Annotated in this window: 13 protein-coding genes; 6 read left to right on the top strand and 7 right to left on the bottom strand. The window is 66.0% G+C overall.

From position 1 onward, the window contains the following. Nucleotides 1–114: 114 nt before the first annotated feature. Nucleotides 115–1,083, top strand: coding sequence for a WD40 repeat domain-containing protein (locus tag K8I04_07060; GenBank protein MBZ0071469.1), 969 nt, complete (start codon nucleotides 115–117; stop codon nucleotides 1,081–1,083). Between the two features lie 40 nt (nucleotides 1,084–1,123). Here the strand turns inward: K8I04_07060 and K8I04_07055 are convergent, their stop codons facing one another. The 5 genes from K8I04_07055 to K8I04_07035 form a co-directional block, all read right to left on the bottom strand. Beyond that, nucleotides 1,124–1,420 carry a hypothetical protein gene (locus K8I04_07055; protein MBZ0071468.1) on the bottom strand — a complete coding sequence of 99 codons (297 nt, stop codon included), beginning with the start codon at nucleotides 1,418–1,420 and terminating at the stop codon, nucleotides 1,124–1,126. A 561-nt stretch (nucleotides 1,421–1,981) separates the two neighbouring features. After that, nucleotides 1,982–4,036 carry a ferrous iron transporter B gene (locus tag K8I04_07050; protein ID MBZ0071467.1) on the bottom strand — a complete coding sequence of 685 codons (2,055 nt, stop codon included), beginning with the start codon at nucleotides 4,034–4,036 and terminating at the stop codon, nucleotides 1,982–1,984. A gap of 151 nt (nucleotides 4,037–4,187) precedes the next feature. Then, entirely contained in the window at nucleotides 4,188–4,622 is a 435-nt protein-coding gene (locus tag K8I04_07045) for a phosphate ABC transporter substrate-binding protein (protein MBZ0071466.1), read from the bottom strand. A 14-nt stretch (nucleotides 4,623–4,636) separates the two neighbouring features. Then, nucleotides 4,637–5,713, bottom strand: coding sequence for a porin (locus K8I04_07040; protein ID MBZ0071465.1), 1,077 nt, complete (start codon nucleotides 5,711–5,713; stop codon nucleotides 4,637–4,639). Between the two features lie 126 nt (nucleotides 5,714–5,839). Then, on the bottom strand, nucleotides 5,840–7,471 hold the full coding sequence (locus tag K8I04_07035) for a methyl-accepting chemotaxis protein (GenBank protein MBZ0071464.1): 1,632 nt from the start codon (nucleotides 7,469–7,471) through the stop codon (nucleotides 5,840–5,842). 300 nt (nucleotides 7,472–7,771) lie between these two features. On the opposite strand from K8I04_07035, the gene K8I04_07030 reads away from it, so the two are divergent. Beyond that, a complete protein-coding gene (locus tag K8I04_07030) occupies nucleotides 7,772–8,437 on the top strand; it encodes an arginine N-succinyltransferase (protein ID MBZ0071463.1) in 666 nt (221 codons plus the stop codon). 410 nt (nucleotides 8,438–8,847) lie between these two features. Here K8I04_07030 and K8I04_07025 read toward each other — a convergent pair whose 3' ends face one another. Together K8I04_07025 and K8I04_07020 are read right to left on the bottom strand one after the other, a co-directional pair. Next, nucleotides 8,848–10,587: a GTPase domain-containing protein gene (locus K8I04_07025; protein MBZ0071462.1), complete on the bottom strand. Its 1,740-nt coding sequence runs from the start codon at nucleotides 10,585–10,587 to the stop codon at nucleotides 8,848–8,850. After that, a complete protein-coding gene (locus K8I04_07020) occupies nucleotides 10,580–12,448 on the bottom strand; it encodes a GTPase domain-containing protein (GenBank protein MBZ0071461.1) in 1,869 nt (622 codons plus the stop codon). The genes K8I04_07025 and K8I04_07020 overlap by 8 nt, the downstream gene beginning before the upstream one ends. 165 nt (nucleotides 12,449–12,613) lie before the next feature. Here K8I04_07020 and K8I04_07015 point away from each other — a divergent pair, with 165 nt between their 5' ends. The 4 genes from K8I04_07015 to K8I04_07000 all read left to right on the top strand — a co-directional run bounded on the left by K8I04_07015 (nucleotide 12,614) and on the right by K8I04_07000 (nucleotide 17,063). Beyond that, entirely contained in the window at nucleotides 12,614–13,519 is a 906-nt protein-coding gene (locus K8I04_07015; GenBank protein ID MBZ0071460.1) for a D-hexose-6-phosphate mutarotase, read from the top strand. A gap of 40 nt (nucleotides 13,520–13,559) precedes the next feature. Further along, on the top strand, nucleotides 13,560–13,943 hold the full coding sequence (locus K8I04_07010) for a hypothetical protein (GenBank protein MBZ0071459.1): 384 nt from the start codon (nucleotides 13,560–13,562) through the stop codon (nucleotides 13,941–13,943). Nucleotides 13,944–14,019: 76 nt separating this feature from the next. After that, nucleotides 14,020–15,819 carry an LTA synthase family protein gene (locus K8I04_07005; GenBank protein ID MBZ0071458.1) on the top strand — a complete coding sequence of 600 codons (1,800 nt, stop codon included), beginning with the start codon at nucleotides 14,020–14,022 and terminating at the stop codon, nucleotides 15,817–15,819. Between the two features lie 236 nt (nucleotides 15,820–16,055). Continuing rightward, nucleotides 16,056–17,063 (top strand): catalase family peroxidase, encoded by a 1,008-nt coding sequence (locus K8I04_07000; GenBank protein MBZ0071457.1) that lies wholly within the window; start codon nucleotides 16,056–16,058, stop codon nucleotides 17,061–17,063. Nucleotides 17,064–17,212 lie beyond the last annotated feature (149 nt).

Below are 17,212 nucleotides of genomic sequence, written 5' to 3'. Positions count from 1 at the left end.
GCAAGGGGCAAAAATCATTACCTCTGGGCGGACATGCTTTTGCTTGTGACTTGCACCTTGTATCTCTAGTCATATAGTGTCCGGCGGAATTTCCGGCGCTTCATGGGACGTGGCGTGCCCAGACTTCTCCATCCTGGCGGTATCGTGGCGTGGCTGCTGCTGTCGCTCACCGCCTGCGCGGCCCGCGGGCCGCTGCAGCCGCCCGACCTCGTGATCACCAATGCGCAGGTCGGCGGCAGCATTGTTGCCTTCGACCAGGATTCGACGCAGCTCGCCTTCGGTGATTGGCGCGGTACGATCGGTCTGCGCGGGCTGGCCGACGACGCTGCGGTGCGCCGCTGGCGGGCGCATGCCGGCACCGTCAACGGCATTGTCTTTCTCGACGGCGGCCGGCACATCCTCAGTGCCGGCTACGATGGCGCACTCGCCGAATGGGATACCCACGGGCAACGCCTGCGCCATGTGCAGACGGGCAGCCCGGTCATGGCCCTGGCGGCGGGTGAGCTGGATGGTGTCGCGGTCACCGGGCACGCCGACGGCAGTGTCCAGGTGTGGGAGCTCGACGGCCTGCGGCTGCGCCATCGGTACCGGGTGCACGCGAGCGCCGTTACCGCCGTCGCCTATCTGCCGGAGCGACATTACATCGCCTCGAGCGGCAATGATGCGCGCGTGTTCCTGTGGCGTGGACAGGACGCGCGGCCCGAGACCCTGCCAGGTCCGCCCACCGCCAGCCGCGCGCTGCAGTTCTCGCCCGACGGACGCTGGCTGATCGGCAGCGGCTGGTTCCGGTTGTTTCGCTGGGATCTGGCCGCTGCGTCGCTGGTCACCCTGCCGACCGAACACCACGGTCTCATCGCATCCCTCGACTACAGCCCTGACGGGCGCTATGTCGCCAGCATCAGTCGCAAGACGGACAGTTCCGTGTATCTCCTCGACCCCCTGAACGGTACGGTACTGCGGCGTTTCCGGCGTCACGATCTGTGCGGCGCGGCGGTGGCCGTGTCGCCCGATCAACGCTATCTCGCCACCACCAGCGACGATGCCAGTGTGCGGGTGTGGCGGCTGGAGGGGCCGTTGCGTTAGCGCTACGCTGGCCGCTGGTGCACGCCGCTGCGGCCGACGATCACAACAGTCCGTGCTGTTTGGTGGGGGCTACATACTCGACATCCTGGCCGGGAGTCAGGCCGGCGAGGGCCAGCAGGATGCGCCGCAGCAGGTCGTTGTCCGGACCCTGCATGCCTTCCTCCTCGGCGACCGCGATCTCCGCGGCATCATATTCCCAGGAACGCAGCACCCTGATCTTCTCCGTCAGCGTCAGCTCGGGATGCTCCACGACCTCCTCCGGGCTGGTGAACACCGATGCCGGATTGAAGAGGGCCTGGGCGCGCCACCGGGGTGGTTTGCGGGCTTCGTCGGTCATCGGTTCGGCTCCTCCGTCTGCGCAGGTGTTCCACCTGCTGCGCTGACCCCACCGCCGCGGATCCAGAACCCTGTCGCCACCGATCAGGCGGTGTCGTCGCGGTCGTCGTCGGCCCGCACCGCGTCGTCCCTGGGCTTCATCGCTCTGCGCACCCACCAGATCGCCAGGCCGGTCAGGCTTACATTGAGGATGATGCCGACTATCCAGAATCCACTCACGATCAGGGTCTCCAGTATGCCGGGATCGGCAGGTCACACAGCGGTGGTGTCAGCCGGGCGCGTATCTGCAGATGATCCCAAAAGCCGTAGTTGCCACGGAAGCACCCGAAACGACACGGACAAGGTCAACCGCTTCACACCACAGCCCGCCTCATCCGCCAGGTTCTGAGCCGGCGCGTTGCGGCGCTGTTTCATTTCGGTGTCTTCCGTGTGCTTCCGTGGCTGACGTGGCTTTTTCTGGATGATAGCAGTTGCCGCCGTGGACCGCCGCTTGGATGGGTTATGGACGCGGATCGCTGGTCTGTCGTTGACTTTTTGCGGGTTGGCGGTCAACCGCGAGCACTCACGCCGCCACGTACCGCAGCGTCTCCAGCACGCCGCGGATCACCACGCTCACCACCAGTGCCACGCCCACCGACAGCGCCACGGAGAAGAGGGCGTCGCGCCGGCCGATGGTCTTCAGCATCACGGCGAAGGTCGATACGCAGGGGATGTAGAAGGTGAGGAACAGCAGGAAGGTGGTGATCTGCACCCAGTCGAGCTGCGTGCCGATCTCGAAGGTGCCGAGCGCCTGGTAGATCATCAGCAGCGACAACTCTTTGCGCAGGATGCCGAACAGAATGGGTACGCCCAGCACCACCGGCAACCCCAGCGCCCAGGCGGTCACGGGCGTGAGCGCGGTGTTGATGGCAGCGTCGGCACCGACGTGGCCGAGCAGCGCCAGGATGACGCTGCCACCGACCAGCAGCGGCGTGACGATGGTGAGGATGTCGCGCGTGCGGTTCCAGGTCTCGGTGAGCAGGGCGCGGCCTTGTGGCAGGGCGTAGGGGGGGATCTCCTGCACCTGGCCGGGGCCGAGATCGCGTTCGCGCCGGGCGAGCAACCGGCCCATCACGGCGATGACGACCATGGTCAGGGCGAAGATCGCGAACACGCCGATGCCGCCGAGGTATTTGCCGGCCAGGGCCAGGATGATAGCCGAACGTGCCGAACAGGGTACGAAGGTGATGAGCACCGAGGCGATGACGCGCTCGCGCCCGCGGCTTACCCGGGCCGCAGCGGAGATCGCCGGCACGTTGCAGCCAAGCCCGAGCAGGAAGGGTACGGCGACGCCGCCATGCAGGCCGATGCGATGAAAGCCACGGTCCACCACGAAGGCGATGCGCTGCATGATGCCCACCTGTTCCAGCGCCACCAGCAACAGCACCAGCGGAATCATATAGGGTACGACGATGCCGATCAGGCCGATCAGGCCATCGCTGACGGCGCGGGCGACCACGCCGCCGGTCGACTGCGGCTGCCAGTCCGCCAGGGCGTCGATCAGGCGTACGGCCGTCATGTCGTCCAGCCAGGTGCTCACCTCGAAGACCACGAACAGCACGGCGACGAACACCGCCAGGCTGCCGACCAAGCCCCACTGCGGGTGCAGGAACAGCTCGTCCAGCCAGTAGCGCCAGCCGCGTCCTGCATGCGGCGCGCCGACGCGTGTGACCGCCTCGAACAACATCGCGGCGCGGTGATGCCGGTCGGCATGCAGTTCCTCGTCGAGCGGGCGCGGCAGGTGCCGCTCGGCGGCGGCACGTAGTGCGTTCAGCTCGGTGTAGTGTTCTGGGAAGTGTTCCCGGATCTCGTCGAGAAAATAGTCGTCGCCGGCCGCGATCTGGGTGAGCAGGAAGGCGTACGGTGCGCGGAAGGCGGTGCGGATCTCGGGCCGGTTCAGCACCCGGCCGAGCGGCTGCAGGCTCGTACAGATGTGCGGGCTGGCCGGCTGCGGGAGCGGGCACGCGGCCTCACGCACGGCGTCCGCGGCAGCGGCGAACAACGCGGCGATGCCGTGACCCATGTGTGCGACCGTCGCCACCACCGGTACGCCCAGCAGGCGGCTGAGGGTCTTGACGTTGATGTGCAGACCCTTCTCCCAGGCCTGATCCATCATGTTCAACGCGATCACCATCGGCCGGCCGATCTGGCTCAGTTCCAGAGTCAGCTCCAGATGGCGGTCCAGGGCGGTGGCGTCGATCACCTGCACGATCACATCCGGCGGCGCGAACGGCGCCGGTGGTCCGTCCGGCTCGTGGCGGGCGACCAGCGGGCGCTCATCGCCCCACAGCAGGTATTTCAGTGTCACCCGGTCGTCGGGTTCGAGGTGGTGCAGTGTCTGGATGCTCGGCAGGTCGACCAGGTTGGCCTCGTCCAGCCCGATCTGCACCCGGCACTCGCCGTAGGCGCGGTGGGTACCGGCCAGTTCGCCGGTGTGGATGGCGGTGCTGGAGACGGCCTTGAACAGGGTGGTCTTGCCGCTGTTGGGCAGGCCGACCAGGGCGATGCGCAGGTGTCTCGTGCCGCGGAACAGGGGGGTGCGTAGCGCGACGCGCGCCTCGGCCGGTGTTTTTTTCATGCGGCTATTGTTTCGCACCGGGGAGGTGGCGACAAGCGCATGCTGTGGGAGGACATGGATCGATGGAGAAAGGGGGCCGCCAGGCCCCCTTCTCACGTCTCGCCCGACAAATCGGTTTTCGATTCACCCCGGGCGTTGTCCGAGCGGGCCGTCACCGCACTTGCAGTACCTTGACGGTCGCATCGGCGGCACTGTCGTCGATGTAGCCGATGGCGTCGGGATGCCCGGCGACCCATTTCCTGACGGCGGCGTCGTCACCAACGGCCTGCGGCGGCTGGCCCTTACCCGTGAATATCAGGCGCGACCAGTAGGCGGTGACCTGGCTTTCCGATTTGTCGATGAAGCCGGTATAGAACGCCTGGCGGGATGCTGTGCCCGTCGTCTGGTCCACGGGCACCACGGCCGTTCCGTCGGCGAGCGTGCCGCTCTTGCCGAGATAGATCCGACGCAGGTCGTCTACGCTGATGGTGGCGGCCGCGTTGGACGGATGCACGATCGGCACGGGGTCGGCCATGGACGACGCGGTGCTGAGGCAGAGCAGGGCCGCGAGCAGGCACGGTGCACGTTTTGAAGTCAGATGTCCCATGATGTGTTGTCTCCTCAAAATACCACGTCGACGGCAAAGCTCAGGATGTTGACATCCTCCCCGGGCGGGGCCTCGAACAGCCCGGCGGTGCCGTCCCGCGCCTCGGCGCGCTGCCATTCGGCCTTGAGCGCCGTGCTGGTGTTCAGGTCATAGCGCAGGCCCAGGGTGGTGGAGCGCTGCTTGCGGGCGAGCGGCGTGCGTTCGTCGGTGTCGCGGTCGGCGACCGTGACGTGGGGCAGGAATCGCCCGGCCCGGTAGCCCAGCGTGACGTACCATGCGGTCGAATCCGGGAAGGACTTCGCGATACTGGTGTCAGTGTATTCCGAGTAGACGACGATGTTGTTCCAGTCGAGCATGGCGCCGACGCCGAAGAAGCGGGCCTGGTCGTCGTTGAGGGTGATGTCGACCCCCGGCGGCAGCATCGCGGGTCCGGTGAGACGGCTGGTGATCTTGCTTTCCATATAGCCGGCACGCACGGTCAATGCGTCGGTCGACGCCACCAGATTGATCCCCATGACGTCGCGCATGTCGCTGGACATCTGCAGGCCGCTCGGTTCGGTATCTTCGGAGTTGCTGCCGAAGTAGGGCTGGACCAGCAGGTCGACGCTGCCCATGTTGTGGGTCAGCAGCGCATCGATGCCGGAGATGGAGTTGAGCGGCAGTCCATCGTAGACCTCCTGCGGCGGACGGATCCAGGGGTAGGCGTAGCCGACCTCCACATAATCCGACACCAGGAACAGCGGGAACTTGATGCGCCCGCCGCGCAGCTTCAGGTCGTCGCCGAGGGCATAGCTGAGGAAGGCCCAGTCGGCACGGATGTCGTAGGTGTCATCGTCCGCCGACGCCAGCAACTGCGCGGTCACGTCGAGACCGGGGGCCACCGTACCGCTCAACTGGATACCCAACCTCGAGTCGTTCTCGAAGCTGGCCTGATCGGTGATGCCGTTCAGGTAGGCGACCTCCGAATCGCTGACCGAGCCGGCTGCGGTGAGGAAGCCGTTGATAGCGATCCGCGGCTCGGCGGATGCCACGGCGGTGGCGAGGATCAGGGCCGGCGTTGCGACCCAGACAACGGTTGACTTCTTGTTCATGCTCTCTCCTTCGGGGTACGGTCTTGCGTCAGTCGAACGGCCACACGCGGGCAGCACGCGGCCGATGTGTTTTCGTTCTGGAATGGGTGGCACAGCATGCCGATCCGTGGTCGTTGGTCTTCGCGCTCATGAGCGCCTGCTGGTGCTGAAATCGCCGACGATGGTCTGGAGCTGCGTGGATAGACGGGCGAGCTCGTCACTGGCGGTGGCGGTCTGTATCGCGCCCGCCGTGGAATCTCCGGCGATGCGCTGGATGGTGGTGACGTTCTTCTGGATCTCTTCGGCGACGTTGCTCTGTTCTTCCGTCGCGGCGGCGATCTGGGCCGTCATGCCCTTGATCGTCGCGACCCGGTCGCGGATAGACTGCAGTGCCCGGCCGCCTTCGTCGGCATTACCGACACTGACCCGCGATTCGTTGCGGGCGATCTCCATGACCTCCACGACCTGCCGGGCGTTGCTCTGCAACTGCCCTATGGTCGCGTGTATCTTCTGCGTGGACTCCTGGGTGCGCAGCGCCAGGGCCCGCACCTCGTCTGCGACCACCGAGAAGCCACGGCCGTTGTCGCCGGCGCGTGCGGCTTCGATGGCGGCGTTCAGGGCGAGCAGATTGGTCTGCTCGGCGACCGTCCTGATGACATCGAGGACCACGGCGGCGCTGCGCGTGTCCTCCTCCAGTCTGGCGATGACCTCTGCCGCGCGTTCGACCTCGTCGGCGACGGTGGTGTTGGCGTCGATGATGCGCCGGACGATGTCCGCACCGCGTTGTGCGTCGTCGTCCGCGTGTCCGGTCGAATCGTCGGTCTCCGCCGTGCTGCGGGCGACGTGGCGGATGGTGTCCAGCATTTCGCTCATGGATTGTGCGACCAGTTCGGTCTCCCTGCGCTGCAGGTCGATGCCGTCGGTGGTTCCGTTGGCGACGGTCGAGAGCTGTTCCGCTGCCACGGCGACCTGGCTGATTGACGCGGCTATGCCGCTCACCATGGATTCGAGCTTCTCCACGAAGGCATTGAACCAGTGCACGAGTTCGGCGATCTCGTCATTGCCACGCGCCGTGAGGCGACGTGTCAGGTCGGCGCGGCCGCTGGCAATTTCACGCAGCGAACCGGAGACCAGCTTTATGTTGCGGACGACCATGGATGAGACACTCACGGCAGTGAGCGCAAGGATGATCATCGTGACCAAGCCGAAGGCCAGACCCACGCGCAGTGCGGTTCCGGCCGCCTCGTTGGCCACGGACAATGTATCGGTGAAGCGCGACAGGGCGGAGGCGTGCAGGTCGGACAGGGTCTGCTTGAGTTCGTCGTGGTGTTGCGTCATCCCGGCGACGGCGGCGCCGAGTGCGTCTGGCGGAATAGTGCCTTCGATCATACCCAGGGAGAGCTTGCGAGCTGCATCGTAATAGGCCGTTAGATGCTCCCGGGCGATGCGCACGTCGGTCGCCAGCGCCTCATTCAGCGATGGAATCCCTGCCAGCCGTTCATCCATGGTGTTCTTCAGCGTGTCAGTAGAGGCGAGCAGATCCGCTTCGCCGGTACCTACCGCCGCATTGAGCATCTCCTTGATCCGCTCCAGGCCGAACAGGCTCTCCTTCGATACGTCCAGAGTGGGGAAGTTGACCTGATGCGTCAGATGCAGCAGACGGGTGTTCTCGCTGACGACGGTGTAGTAGTAGGCGAGATAGAGTGAGAAGCCGATGATCCCGACGAATGGAATCAACAGAATCTTCGCGCGTATGGTAATTCTCGGTGTCCGTGCCATGTCGATATCCGCTGTGCAAACCCGGGTCGTCGTGCGTGGTTGTTGTGTTCGTGCGGTGTTTGCGGCATGCACCCTGCAAATCTTTGTTACGGTGAGTAACGGAAATGTAAGCGGATGGAGGAAGCCACACTGTGGTGGTCGGGACGTGCGGGATTGGCGCACGGGAGGGGAGAACGGATCGGGGATCGAGTGGCGGAAGATTGACTCACGCGCCGTGCTCTTTACACGCCCCCGCCCGTGCCCGACCATGCCCGTATGGACACCCCTCCGCAGGACACGCCGACCCCACCACCCGTCCCGATGCCCGTGTCAGGGCGGCGCTTCGACTGGTTGCACGTGTTGCTGCTGATGCTGGTCACGATCATGCTCACGGCCGGCATCGCCTATTGGGTGTTCACGGTCTATCTGTTCCCAGCGGAGTTCACACCGGTGACCTTGAGCACCCGGGAGGGACGTGCGCTCGATGCCAAGCTCGAGCGGCTGGAGACGCTGGAAACCGGCCGGTCGCACACCCGGCCGTCACGACTGCCCGCCACACCTCTGGTACCCGAGGCCTACAGCGAGGTGGGTGCGAGCCGTGCGGTCACGCTCACCGAGAAGGAACTGAATGCACTGCTGGCGCGGAACACCGACCTCGCCCGCAAGCTCGCCATCGATCTCGGCGACGACCTGGTCAGTGCCAAGCTGCTGCTGCCGATGGACCCCGACTTTCCCATACTGGGGGGACAGACTCTGAAGGTGCGTGCCGGGGTCGAACTGGCCTACCGCGACGGCCGGCCGGTGGTGGTGCTGAAGGGTGTGAGCCTCATGGGCGTGCCGTTGCCGAATGCCTGGATCGGCGGCCTCAAGAACATCGATCTGGTGCGGGAATTCGGTGCCGAACAGGGTTTCTGGAAGGCCTTCGCCGACGGCGTCGAGGACATCCGCGTCGAGGATGGCCGCCTGAAGATCACGCTCAAGGAATGAGCTGCCGGTGGTGATGGCATCGGTGTGGTAGGTTTCGCCCCGATACGGTACATGGCCACGGAACCACACGGAAATACACAGAATGTCACTGCTGTCCCATAAACTCTGCAACATGGTTCCGAGCGGCCACCGGCAAGACCGTCGGCCGCAGGGATGCGGCCGTCGAGCCTACAGGGAGGTATTTACGGCGGGTCTTGCCGGTGGCCGCTTGGAACCATGCCCCCGCCGCTGCCAACTATGCCAATGGCCGCGCCAGGACTCGCCGCCTATCACGCTAGGTAGAACGTTTATGGGACAGCAGTGACGGAATGTAAAACCCACCGCTGCGACACCTTCCGTGTACTTGCGTGTGTCTCCGCGGCGAATAGTTGCATCGGCCCGTGCCAGAGGGTGCGGGTACGCGCGTGGCGTCAGACGTTGTGCCCCGTGACCGGCAGCAGCCGTGCCAGGATGGGATTGGGGCGCACCGCACCGCCAGCGGCTGCGGCGAGCTCCTGCAAGAGACCACGCGCCGCGGTCAGCAGGTCCTCACGTTCCGCCTCGGCCTCCGCGAAGGCGGCGTCCACGGCCGCCTTCACTTCCTCCAGACCCGCCACGACGCCACTGTGCAACGCGCGTACGACGCTCTTTTCCACCGACGGGCGCAGGCGGCGGTGCAGCAGCCAGGGCAGCAGCCAGGCGCTGCCGACCAGCAGTATGCTGTTGATGGCGAAGTCGCTGCCGAGGAACGCGCCCGCGCCGGTGGTGCCCTGCAGAAATCCCCGCACGATGTGATAGGCCACCCAGGCCAGGGCGGTGATGGGCAGCAGCGCCGTGGCCGCGCCGGTGATACGGTGCAGGCTGCGTTGCCAGGGCGTGCCCGGCCGCGCGAGCCCTTGGCGCAGGGCATCCTGCAGGCGTGGCCGCAGGTGTGCGGCCGCCTGTTCGAGTTGCGGCTGCAGCCGTCCCAGCAGTGGTTGCGGACGGATGCCCGCGGAGCGCAGTGCGATCTCCGTCTGATCGGCGATGCCCTGCAGCTTGGCGTTGGCCCACTCGTCCCACAGCGTCTCCACGGCGCGGCGCTCGCCGTCCGCACCACCGGTCGCAGGCGCTGATTGCTCAGCGCTACGGCGGGCCGCCCGCGCATCCAGCAGACGTGTGAGCAGGTGCGCATCGCGTGCGGCGAACTCGGCGGCGATTTCGCGGATGGGCCAGTCCAGACCTGCGCGCAATTCTTCGGTGGTCCGTGTCCAGCGTGCGTTGAACCCGGGCTGCAGCGCGCCCCAGGTATCCGGTGTGCCGCATTGTTCAAGCGCATCCCGCACGGCATCACCGAGATCCTGCAGCCGCGCATGCCGGCCGAGACGTTCCAGTTCCTCCTGACCGTGCTGTGCCTGCAGGTCGCCGATGGTCGTCTCCAGGGCATCGAACTGGTCATCGGCGCAGCGCCCCGCGCCGTTATCCGGGGCGCAGCAGGTTGGCAGTATCACGGGATCGGCGAAGCCGTCCCGGCGCAGCAGTTCGCGCAGATCCTGCAGCTGCTCCGGTGCACCTTCGTCCCAGTGGTTCATCACGAACAGCCAGCCATGGCGCTGGCCACGGGCTTGCAGCACGCGCCAGCCGGCGTCGTCACGGTAGCGCTCCGGGCTGACCACGTAGATCAGCAGATCGACATGTGCGAGCCAGGCCAGTGCCAGCGTGCGGTTGCGTTGCTCGGTGCTGTCGATGTCGGGCATGTCCAGCCACAACACGTCACGGCGCGTCGCGTCGGCATGGCGCGTGATCTGCACCTGCTCCAGCGGCAGCTCGGCGGGCAGGTCCGCAAGTGCGACGGCCTCGTGCACATACATCGTGACCTCGTGCGAGGTCGGGCGCTCCACGCCGACGCGGGCGATGGGCGCGCCGGCGAGGCGGTTGATGAGACTGCTCTTGCCGACGCCGGTACCGCCAAAGAAGGCCACGACCAGCGGACGCTGCGTGCCGGCCTGTGGGTCGGCGGCGAACAGGTCGGCGGGTGTACCGTGTTCGAGCCGCTGCAGGGACTGTACAGCGGCGCTATCGAGCCAGCCGCTGGCCTGCGCGCGCGCAAACCAGGCGGCGACGGCGGTATGCAGGTGCCGTAGTGCGTCAGGCATCGGGTTGGGCATCGGGTCAGGCATCGGATCACGCATCGGGCCAGTCCTCCAGGGCCGCGGTCGCGCGGCGATACTGCGCCTCGTCGATGCCGAGCAGACCGGGCGCGTCCAGTCCCGCGCCGAGCTCCCGCAGTCGCGGGTCGACGACGGCCGCGAAGACCTGTGCCGTGACCGCCGCGTACTGGCGCTCGCGCAGTTCGTGGGCGACGCGGTTCATATACCCGCCGACCGCACCCTCGGTCAGCATCGAGGTGAGCGCCACCATGGCCGGTGCGAACAGCAGTTCGTTCACGCCGAGTCCCGCGGTCTTCACCGCCAGTACCACGGCGGCGGCATCGGTGGTGACCCGCGCGGCGCGCAGGGTGTTGAGCAGTGCGGGCTTCTGTTGCAGCGTCGCATGCAGTTGCCGGGCGGCGGCCTCGATCTCGGGCTGGAAGGCCTGGTGATGGGCGTGCGCCGCGGCGGCGAAGTCTGCGAGCAGCGGGGTGTGGCGCTCGGCAAGACGGCGACTGAGCGCCAGCCAATAGACCATGCCCGGCCGCTGCGGCTCGGCGCGCCGCAGCGTATCGCGGGCCAGGCCGGTGAGCTGTTGTTCGAACAGGTCGCGCAGCACACGCTCTTCGGCGGGCAGGTCGGCAGCGCTGCCTGCCGCACCCGGGCCGGTGCGGGTCAGGCCACGCGCGCGCGCGAACAGCTGCCGCGCCGGCCAGGTGAGTACCTGGCGGATGCGGGTCAGTGTCTGCGCGAGCACCGGCACCTCCATGAGCAGCAGCAGTTCGGCGACGGCGCGGCGGAAGGTATCGAAGCGCTGGGGATGTTCGAGGAATTCGCGGCGGTAGGCCTGCAGCGCCTCGGTGGTCGTGGCCTCGACGGCAGCGTGCCAGGCCCGTACGGCCTCCAGTTCGCTGACCACCGGCGCGGTCCAGTCATCCCAGTGGGCGCGGAGCAGGTGGCGCACGCCCGCGGCCCGGCCGTTGCGGTCGGTACGGTCAAGGGCGGCGGTGAGGGCCGCGCGCAGGCGCACGACCGACGCCGGGGCATGCGTCGGCAGTGTGGCGATGGCGGGATCATGGGGGAGGGTGACGATGTCGACGGCGCTGATCGTGCCGCGGCTGTCCGGCGTGTCATAGAGTTCCGCGACGCGTGCGCGCAATGACTGGGAGATTGCCGCCTCGGCAGCGGCGTTCACCTTGTTCAGACAGATCAGCAGTGGTCGCCCGCCCAGCGGCTCCAGCAGGGGTCGCAGCAGCTGCAGCAGGCGCCACACGGACAGATCGGAGTATTTCTCTTTGCTGAGTACCAGCACGATGACGTCGGCGAGTGCGGCGACATCCAGGACGCCGCGCTGGTAGCTGTGCGCCTGCAGCGAGTCGAAATCGGGGGTATCCCAGACGACGGTGCCGGCGGGCAGGCCGGTGGCCGCCGGTACGGACTCGAGGGCGTAACAGTCCAGCCGTTCACGCTGCAGCGCGCTGGCCGGCTGGCGTTCCCAGCCGGTGAAGAAGGCGTCCGCCCAGGGCGCGAGCGGGTCCGCCGCGAGCTGGAAGCCCGTGGGGTGCACCGTGAAGCCGGCCAGTGGGCTGGTCTCGGCCGCGACCCGGCCGAGCAACAGATTCACGACCGTACTCTTGCCTGCCTGGGTGGGACCCACGACCGCCACCTGCAGGGGTCGCGGTCCGGCGGTCAGTCCGTCGAGGTCACGCAACGCGGCGGCGGCCAGGCGCAGGCCCGCCAGGCGCCCGGCCCGGGCATCGGTCTGTTCCCCGGTCCGCCCGGTTGGCCCAGTCGGATCGGCGGACGGCGTGTCTCCGGCGCGCAGCAGGGCATCGATCAGCCCCGCGATGGCGGCGCGGGCGCCGGCGGAATCGGAGGCGGGGGTGTGCGGGTGGCGGGTCACGTCCGCTATTATGACCCAGCCGCGGTCCGGATGGGCCGTTCCGGCTGCCGGGACGATTGTGGGCGGGATGTCCGTGACGGATACTCCCGCGCGGGGTAGAGTGCGCGTTTGGCTGAGTTTGCCCCGGACTTCCCATAGAAATCGCTGGCGGGAGAATCTATGAGCATGGATATTTCGGCGCTGAACGCGCGCTACGGCATTCCCGGCGAGGTCAGCCTGACCGAGCGGGACGGCGGTATGATCGTCCTCGAGGTGAGCAACCCGCATGCGGACGCCTCGATCGCGCTGCAGGGCGCGCACCTGATGACCTGGACGCCCAAGGGTGTGCCGCCGGTGATCTGGCTGTCACAGGACGCCCGGCTTGCGCCCGGCAAGTCCATCCGTGGCGGCGTACCGGTCTGCTGGCCCTGGTTCGGTCCGCATGCGACTGAGCCTGCCTTCCCCGGTCACGGCTTCGCGCGGACCGTACCCTGGGAACTGGTCGAGGCTGAGCGCCTGGCCAACGGCGCCAGCCGTCTCGTCCTGCGCCTCCTGCAGAGTGACGCCACCCGCGCGCAGTGGCCGCACCCGTCCGAGCTGGAAATCCACATGGTGGTCGGCCCGACGCTGGAGATCGAACTGGTGACGCGCAATACCGGCAGCGCGCCCTTCACTGTCGGCCAGGCGTTGCACACCTATTTCGCAGTTGGTGACGTGCGCCAGGTCAAGGTACATGGCCTGGACGGCTGTCCCTATCTCGACAAGGTCGATGGCGGCGCCCGCAAGCACCAGAGCGGGCCGCTGACCATCGCCGGCGAGGTCGACCGCATCTACCTGGAATCGACGGCCGACTGTGTGATCGAGGATCCGGTGCTCGAGCGCCGGATCCGCATCGCCAAGCGCGGCAGCGCCTCCACCGTGGTGTGGAACCCCTGGACCGCGAAGGCCGCGAAGATGGGCGACCTGGGCAGGGATGGCTATCTGCACATGCTGTGTGTGGAGAGCGCCAACGCCGACAGCGATGTGGTCGAGATCGCGCCGGGTGCCGAGCACCGGTTGTGGGTGCGCTACGCCATTGAGGATCCGGGCTGATTCGGGCTGATCCGGGCGCCCCGATCCATCTCCCCGACTCATGACCCTGCCGACGCCCGAAGCGGTTTTTGATGCCTATCTCGATGCGTTCGCGGCGCGCGATCTCGATGCCGTGCGCGCGACGCTCGCGGACACGGGTTTCTGCTACCGCAGTCCCGTCACCAGTCATACCGATGTCGACGTGTTCATCACCGACATCGTTGCCCGCATCGGTCAGATCCTCGACGGCATCGACCGCCGGCGCATCTTCGTCGACGGCAACGAGATCTGTGCCATCCTCGACTTCCGCATCCGCATCAATGTCGTGACCCACACCCCCGTGGTACTGTGGGCGAAGATCGAGCGGGGACGGATTCTCACGCTCGAGGCCTTCTTCGACGCGACGGAGTACACCCATATGTTCCCGGAGCGTGGCAAGGCGTAGCGGCCCTCCTGTGTGCCGCGGCGCGGGGCCGCACCAGTATGGTATTCGGGACGTCTTATCCTTGAAGGGTCTTTCGATGCCGATCCGCAAAGCCGTAGCGGGCCCGCTGCTGCCGGTGTTCTCCACGGCGGCGTTCTACGCCCTGTATTACCTCGTCAGTGCGCTGCAGTTCGACGTGCACATCGCCCCCCGTGCGGTGCCGTACGATTATCTGTTGCAGTTGCTGGTCGGGTACGTACTGTACGCGCTGTCGCGCAGCCCACGGGTATTCGTGGTGCTGCAGGGACTGTTGATGGCGGTGCTGTATGTCGGCAACGCGGTCAAGATCTCGTTTTTCGGTGGGCCGATCATGCCGGACGATGTGTATGCCCTGCGCTCGCTGCTGCTGGTCCTGGAAGGCTGGCACTTCCTCGCCGCGGCGCTGCCGCTGGCAGCGATCGCGGCGCTGTTCATCTTCAACATCTCGCTGCGGCAATGGCGTGCCTATCTGGCCAGCCTCGCGGTCATCCTGTGCTCGATGACGCTGGTGTACGAGCCCGCCGTCATTCTGGCTCCCCTCGACCGCTACTTCGGCAATTCCGTGTGGGACCAGCGCTCCAATTATCTGTACCGCGGTGCGACGCTGTACTCGCTGCAGGAGGGCGCGCGCTACTTCGCCGCCGCCGCCGTGCCGCCGGACCGCGACCTGGCGCTGCGCGCCGCGGATAGCCTGTTGAGCGCCGCCCCGCCGAAGGACACCGCGAAGGCGGAATTCACGCCGCGCAATGTGCATATCGTGCTGCTGGAATCCTTCTGGGATCCGCTGCTGCTCAAACAGGCGGGCTACAGTCAGGATCCGGTCGACCCCGCGTTCCGGCAACTCTGGAAGCGCACCGGCAATGCCCGGGTGATGAGCCCTGTATTCGGCGGCTACACGGCGAATGCCGAGTTCGAGGTCCTGTGCGGGTTCCCGGTGGTGGAGGACAGCGTCAAGTTCGAGCGACAGATGCTCAATGATGTGCCCTGCCTGCCGCACCTGCTGGCCGGGCGCGGCTACCGCACCGTGGCGTCCCACCCGAACGTGCCGGTCTTCTGGAATCGCGTCAACGCCTATAAGCGCATGGGCTTCCAGACCTACTGGGCGAAACAGGATTTCGTGCTCGACGACATGAACCGCGAGTTCCTCGCGGACAGTTCGTTGTATCGGCAGGTGCTGGAGAAGATCGAACCGCAGCTCGACAGCGGGCAGCCGCTGCTGAATTACATCGTGACCTATTTCGGTCACTGGAACTATCCACTCAGCGCCTCGCGCCCGCCCCGGATCACCTCGAAGTCCAGCGTCGAGGAGGTGACCACGTATGCGAATACCATTTACTACAAGTCGCGTGAGCTGATGGCCTTCGTCGCGGCACTGCAGCGGCGCGACCCCGACGGCATCATCGTGCTGTTTGGTGATCACCTGCCGTTCATGGGTGAAAATTTCGCCGGTTACGTCGACTCCGGCGTGCTCGCCATGACCCGCAGCGACTTCACCGCAACGATGTTCAGGTTCTATGTCAGTACCCCCCTGATCATCATCGATGGCCGGCACGGTCCGCTACGGAGCGGCGATCTGGCCATGTACGAGGTCCCGGGTCTGCTGCTCGGTTTACTGCACTACGACGAAGCGACGATCATGGACTATACCCGGCCACCGGCCGGCATGCAGGTGCGGCCACTACCGGGGCTGCATATCGACGTGCTCGCGAATGGCGAGGTCGAGGCGTGCAAGGAACCGCCGTATACAGGTGCCTGCGCGGTTTCCGCCGGTTGGTTGCAGAACGTCCTGGTCGTCGCCAACGACCTGTTCATCGGCCAGCAGTTCACCCGCCAACCGGAAAGGGGGCGGAGGGAATGAGGAATAGCCGGGTGACCGGGTCACGGATCGATGAGACACATGGTGTCTGGACAGGGCAGCGGTACCGGGGACGAACCCGGAAGACGGGTTGCGGTGGGTAATCAATAACCCCACCGGCCCTGTGGTCTGTTTTTCCGTCCATACTGAGGTGTCCGATTCGACATTCTATGTTGCAGCCGAGGGCGGGTCTGGTCGTTGAGCGTCTGGTCCGACTGCGTGCAATGACGGGAGGGTATATGTTCATCGAGAGCAACAATTTCCCCATCCGGCTGCTGGCCGGCATGCTGTTCATCGCCACGCCGCTGGGGGTGGCGGCAGGCGAGGGTGTGACTGCAGATCAAGTGGTGTCCGCCCTCGAGGATACGTTCGGGGTACACCCGGGAGAACGCCGCAATCACACCAAGGGGACGTGTGCCGCGGGTGAGTTTGTCGGCTCCCCGGAGATGGAGGCGTATACGCGCGCAGCACTTTTTTCCGGCGAGCCGGTACCGGTCGTTGCACGTTTTTCCATGCCTGGCGGCAACCCCAAGATCCCCGATACCGCAAAGACCCCGCGGGGAATGGCCGTGGAGTTCAGGCTGGCCGACGGCAGTCTGCAGCACATGACCATGCTGAACACGCCGATGTTCGGCGCGGCATCGCCACAGACCTTCTTCGATGACATCGTCGCCAAGAGACCCGTTCCTGCAACCGGTAAGCCTGATCCGGAGAAGATCAAGGCATTCAAGGCCTCGCATCCCGACAGCTGGCCGCAGGCGGAATTCCTCGCCCGGCACAACCCCCCACCCAGCTGGGCCAATAGCAGCTACTTTGGCATCCACACGTTCAAATTCGTGGATCGTGCCGGCAAGACCACGCTGGTCCGTTGGCGCTTCGTTCCTCAGGATGGGGAAAAGCAGATGTCCGCTGACGAGCTCAAGTCCTTTCCGCCAGATTTCCTCGAACAGGCCTTGATCGATCGAACCGAGCGCGGTCCGGTGCACTGGGACATGCTGGTGACGATCGGTGCGGCCGGCGATCCGGTGGATGACCCGACACGGCTGTGGCCCGCAGGGCGTAAGGAGATCAAGGCCGGGACATTGACCATCTCCTCGGCGATGCCGCAGAAGGGGGCGGCGTGTGAAAAGATCAACTTCGATCCCCTGGTGATGACGGAAGGTATCGAACCGACGAATGATCCCGTCCTGCTGTTCCGTTCACCGGCCTACGCAATTTCGTTCGGCAAGCGGATGAGTGGGGATTAGCCGGCTGCGAATGCAACAACCAATCGTTGTGCGTGTGAAGCCTGATCAGCAGACAGCTTGTGTCGAGGTTGATGCTTACTTTTAAACCATTCTTGGCCACGGAAGCACACGGAATGACACGGAAGCCAAACCTCGAGGGATAGTCCTGG

It is taken from the genome of Gammaproteobacteria bacterium (assembly GCA_019911805.1).
In the GTDB taxonomy this organism is placed as follows: Bacteria; Pseudomonadota; Gammaproteobacteria; order Thiohalobacterales; family Thiohalobacteraceae; genus JAHJQQ01.
Note: the sequence above shows the minus strand (reverse complement) of the source record. Positions and strands in the feature narration are given on the sequence as shown.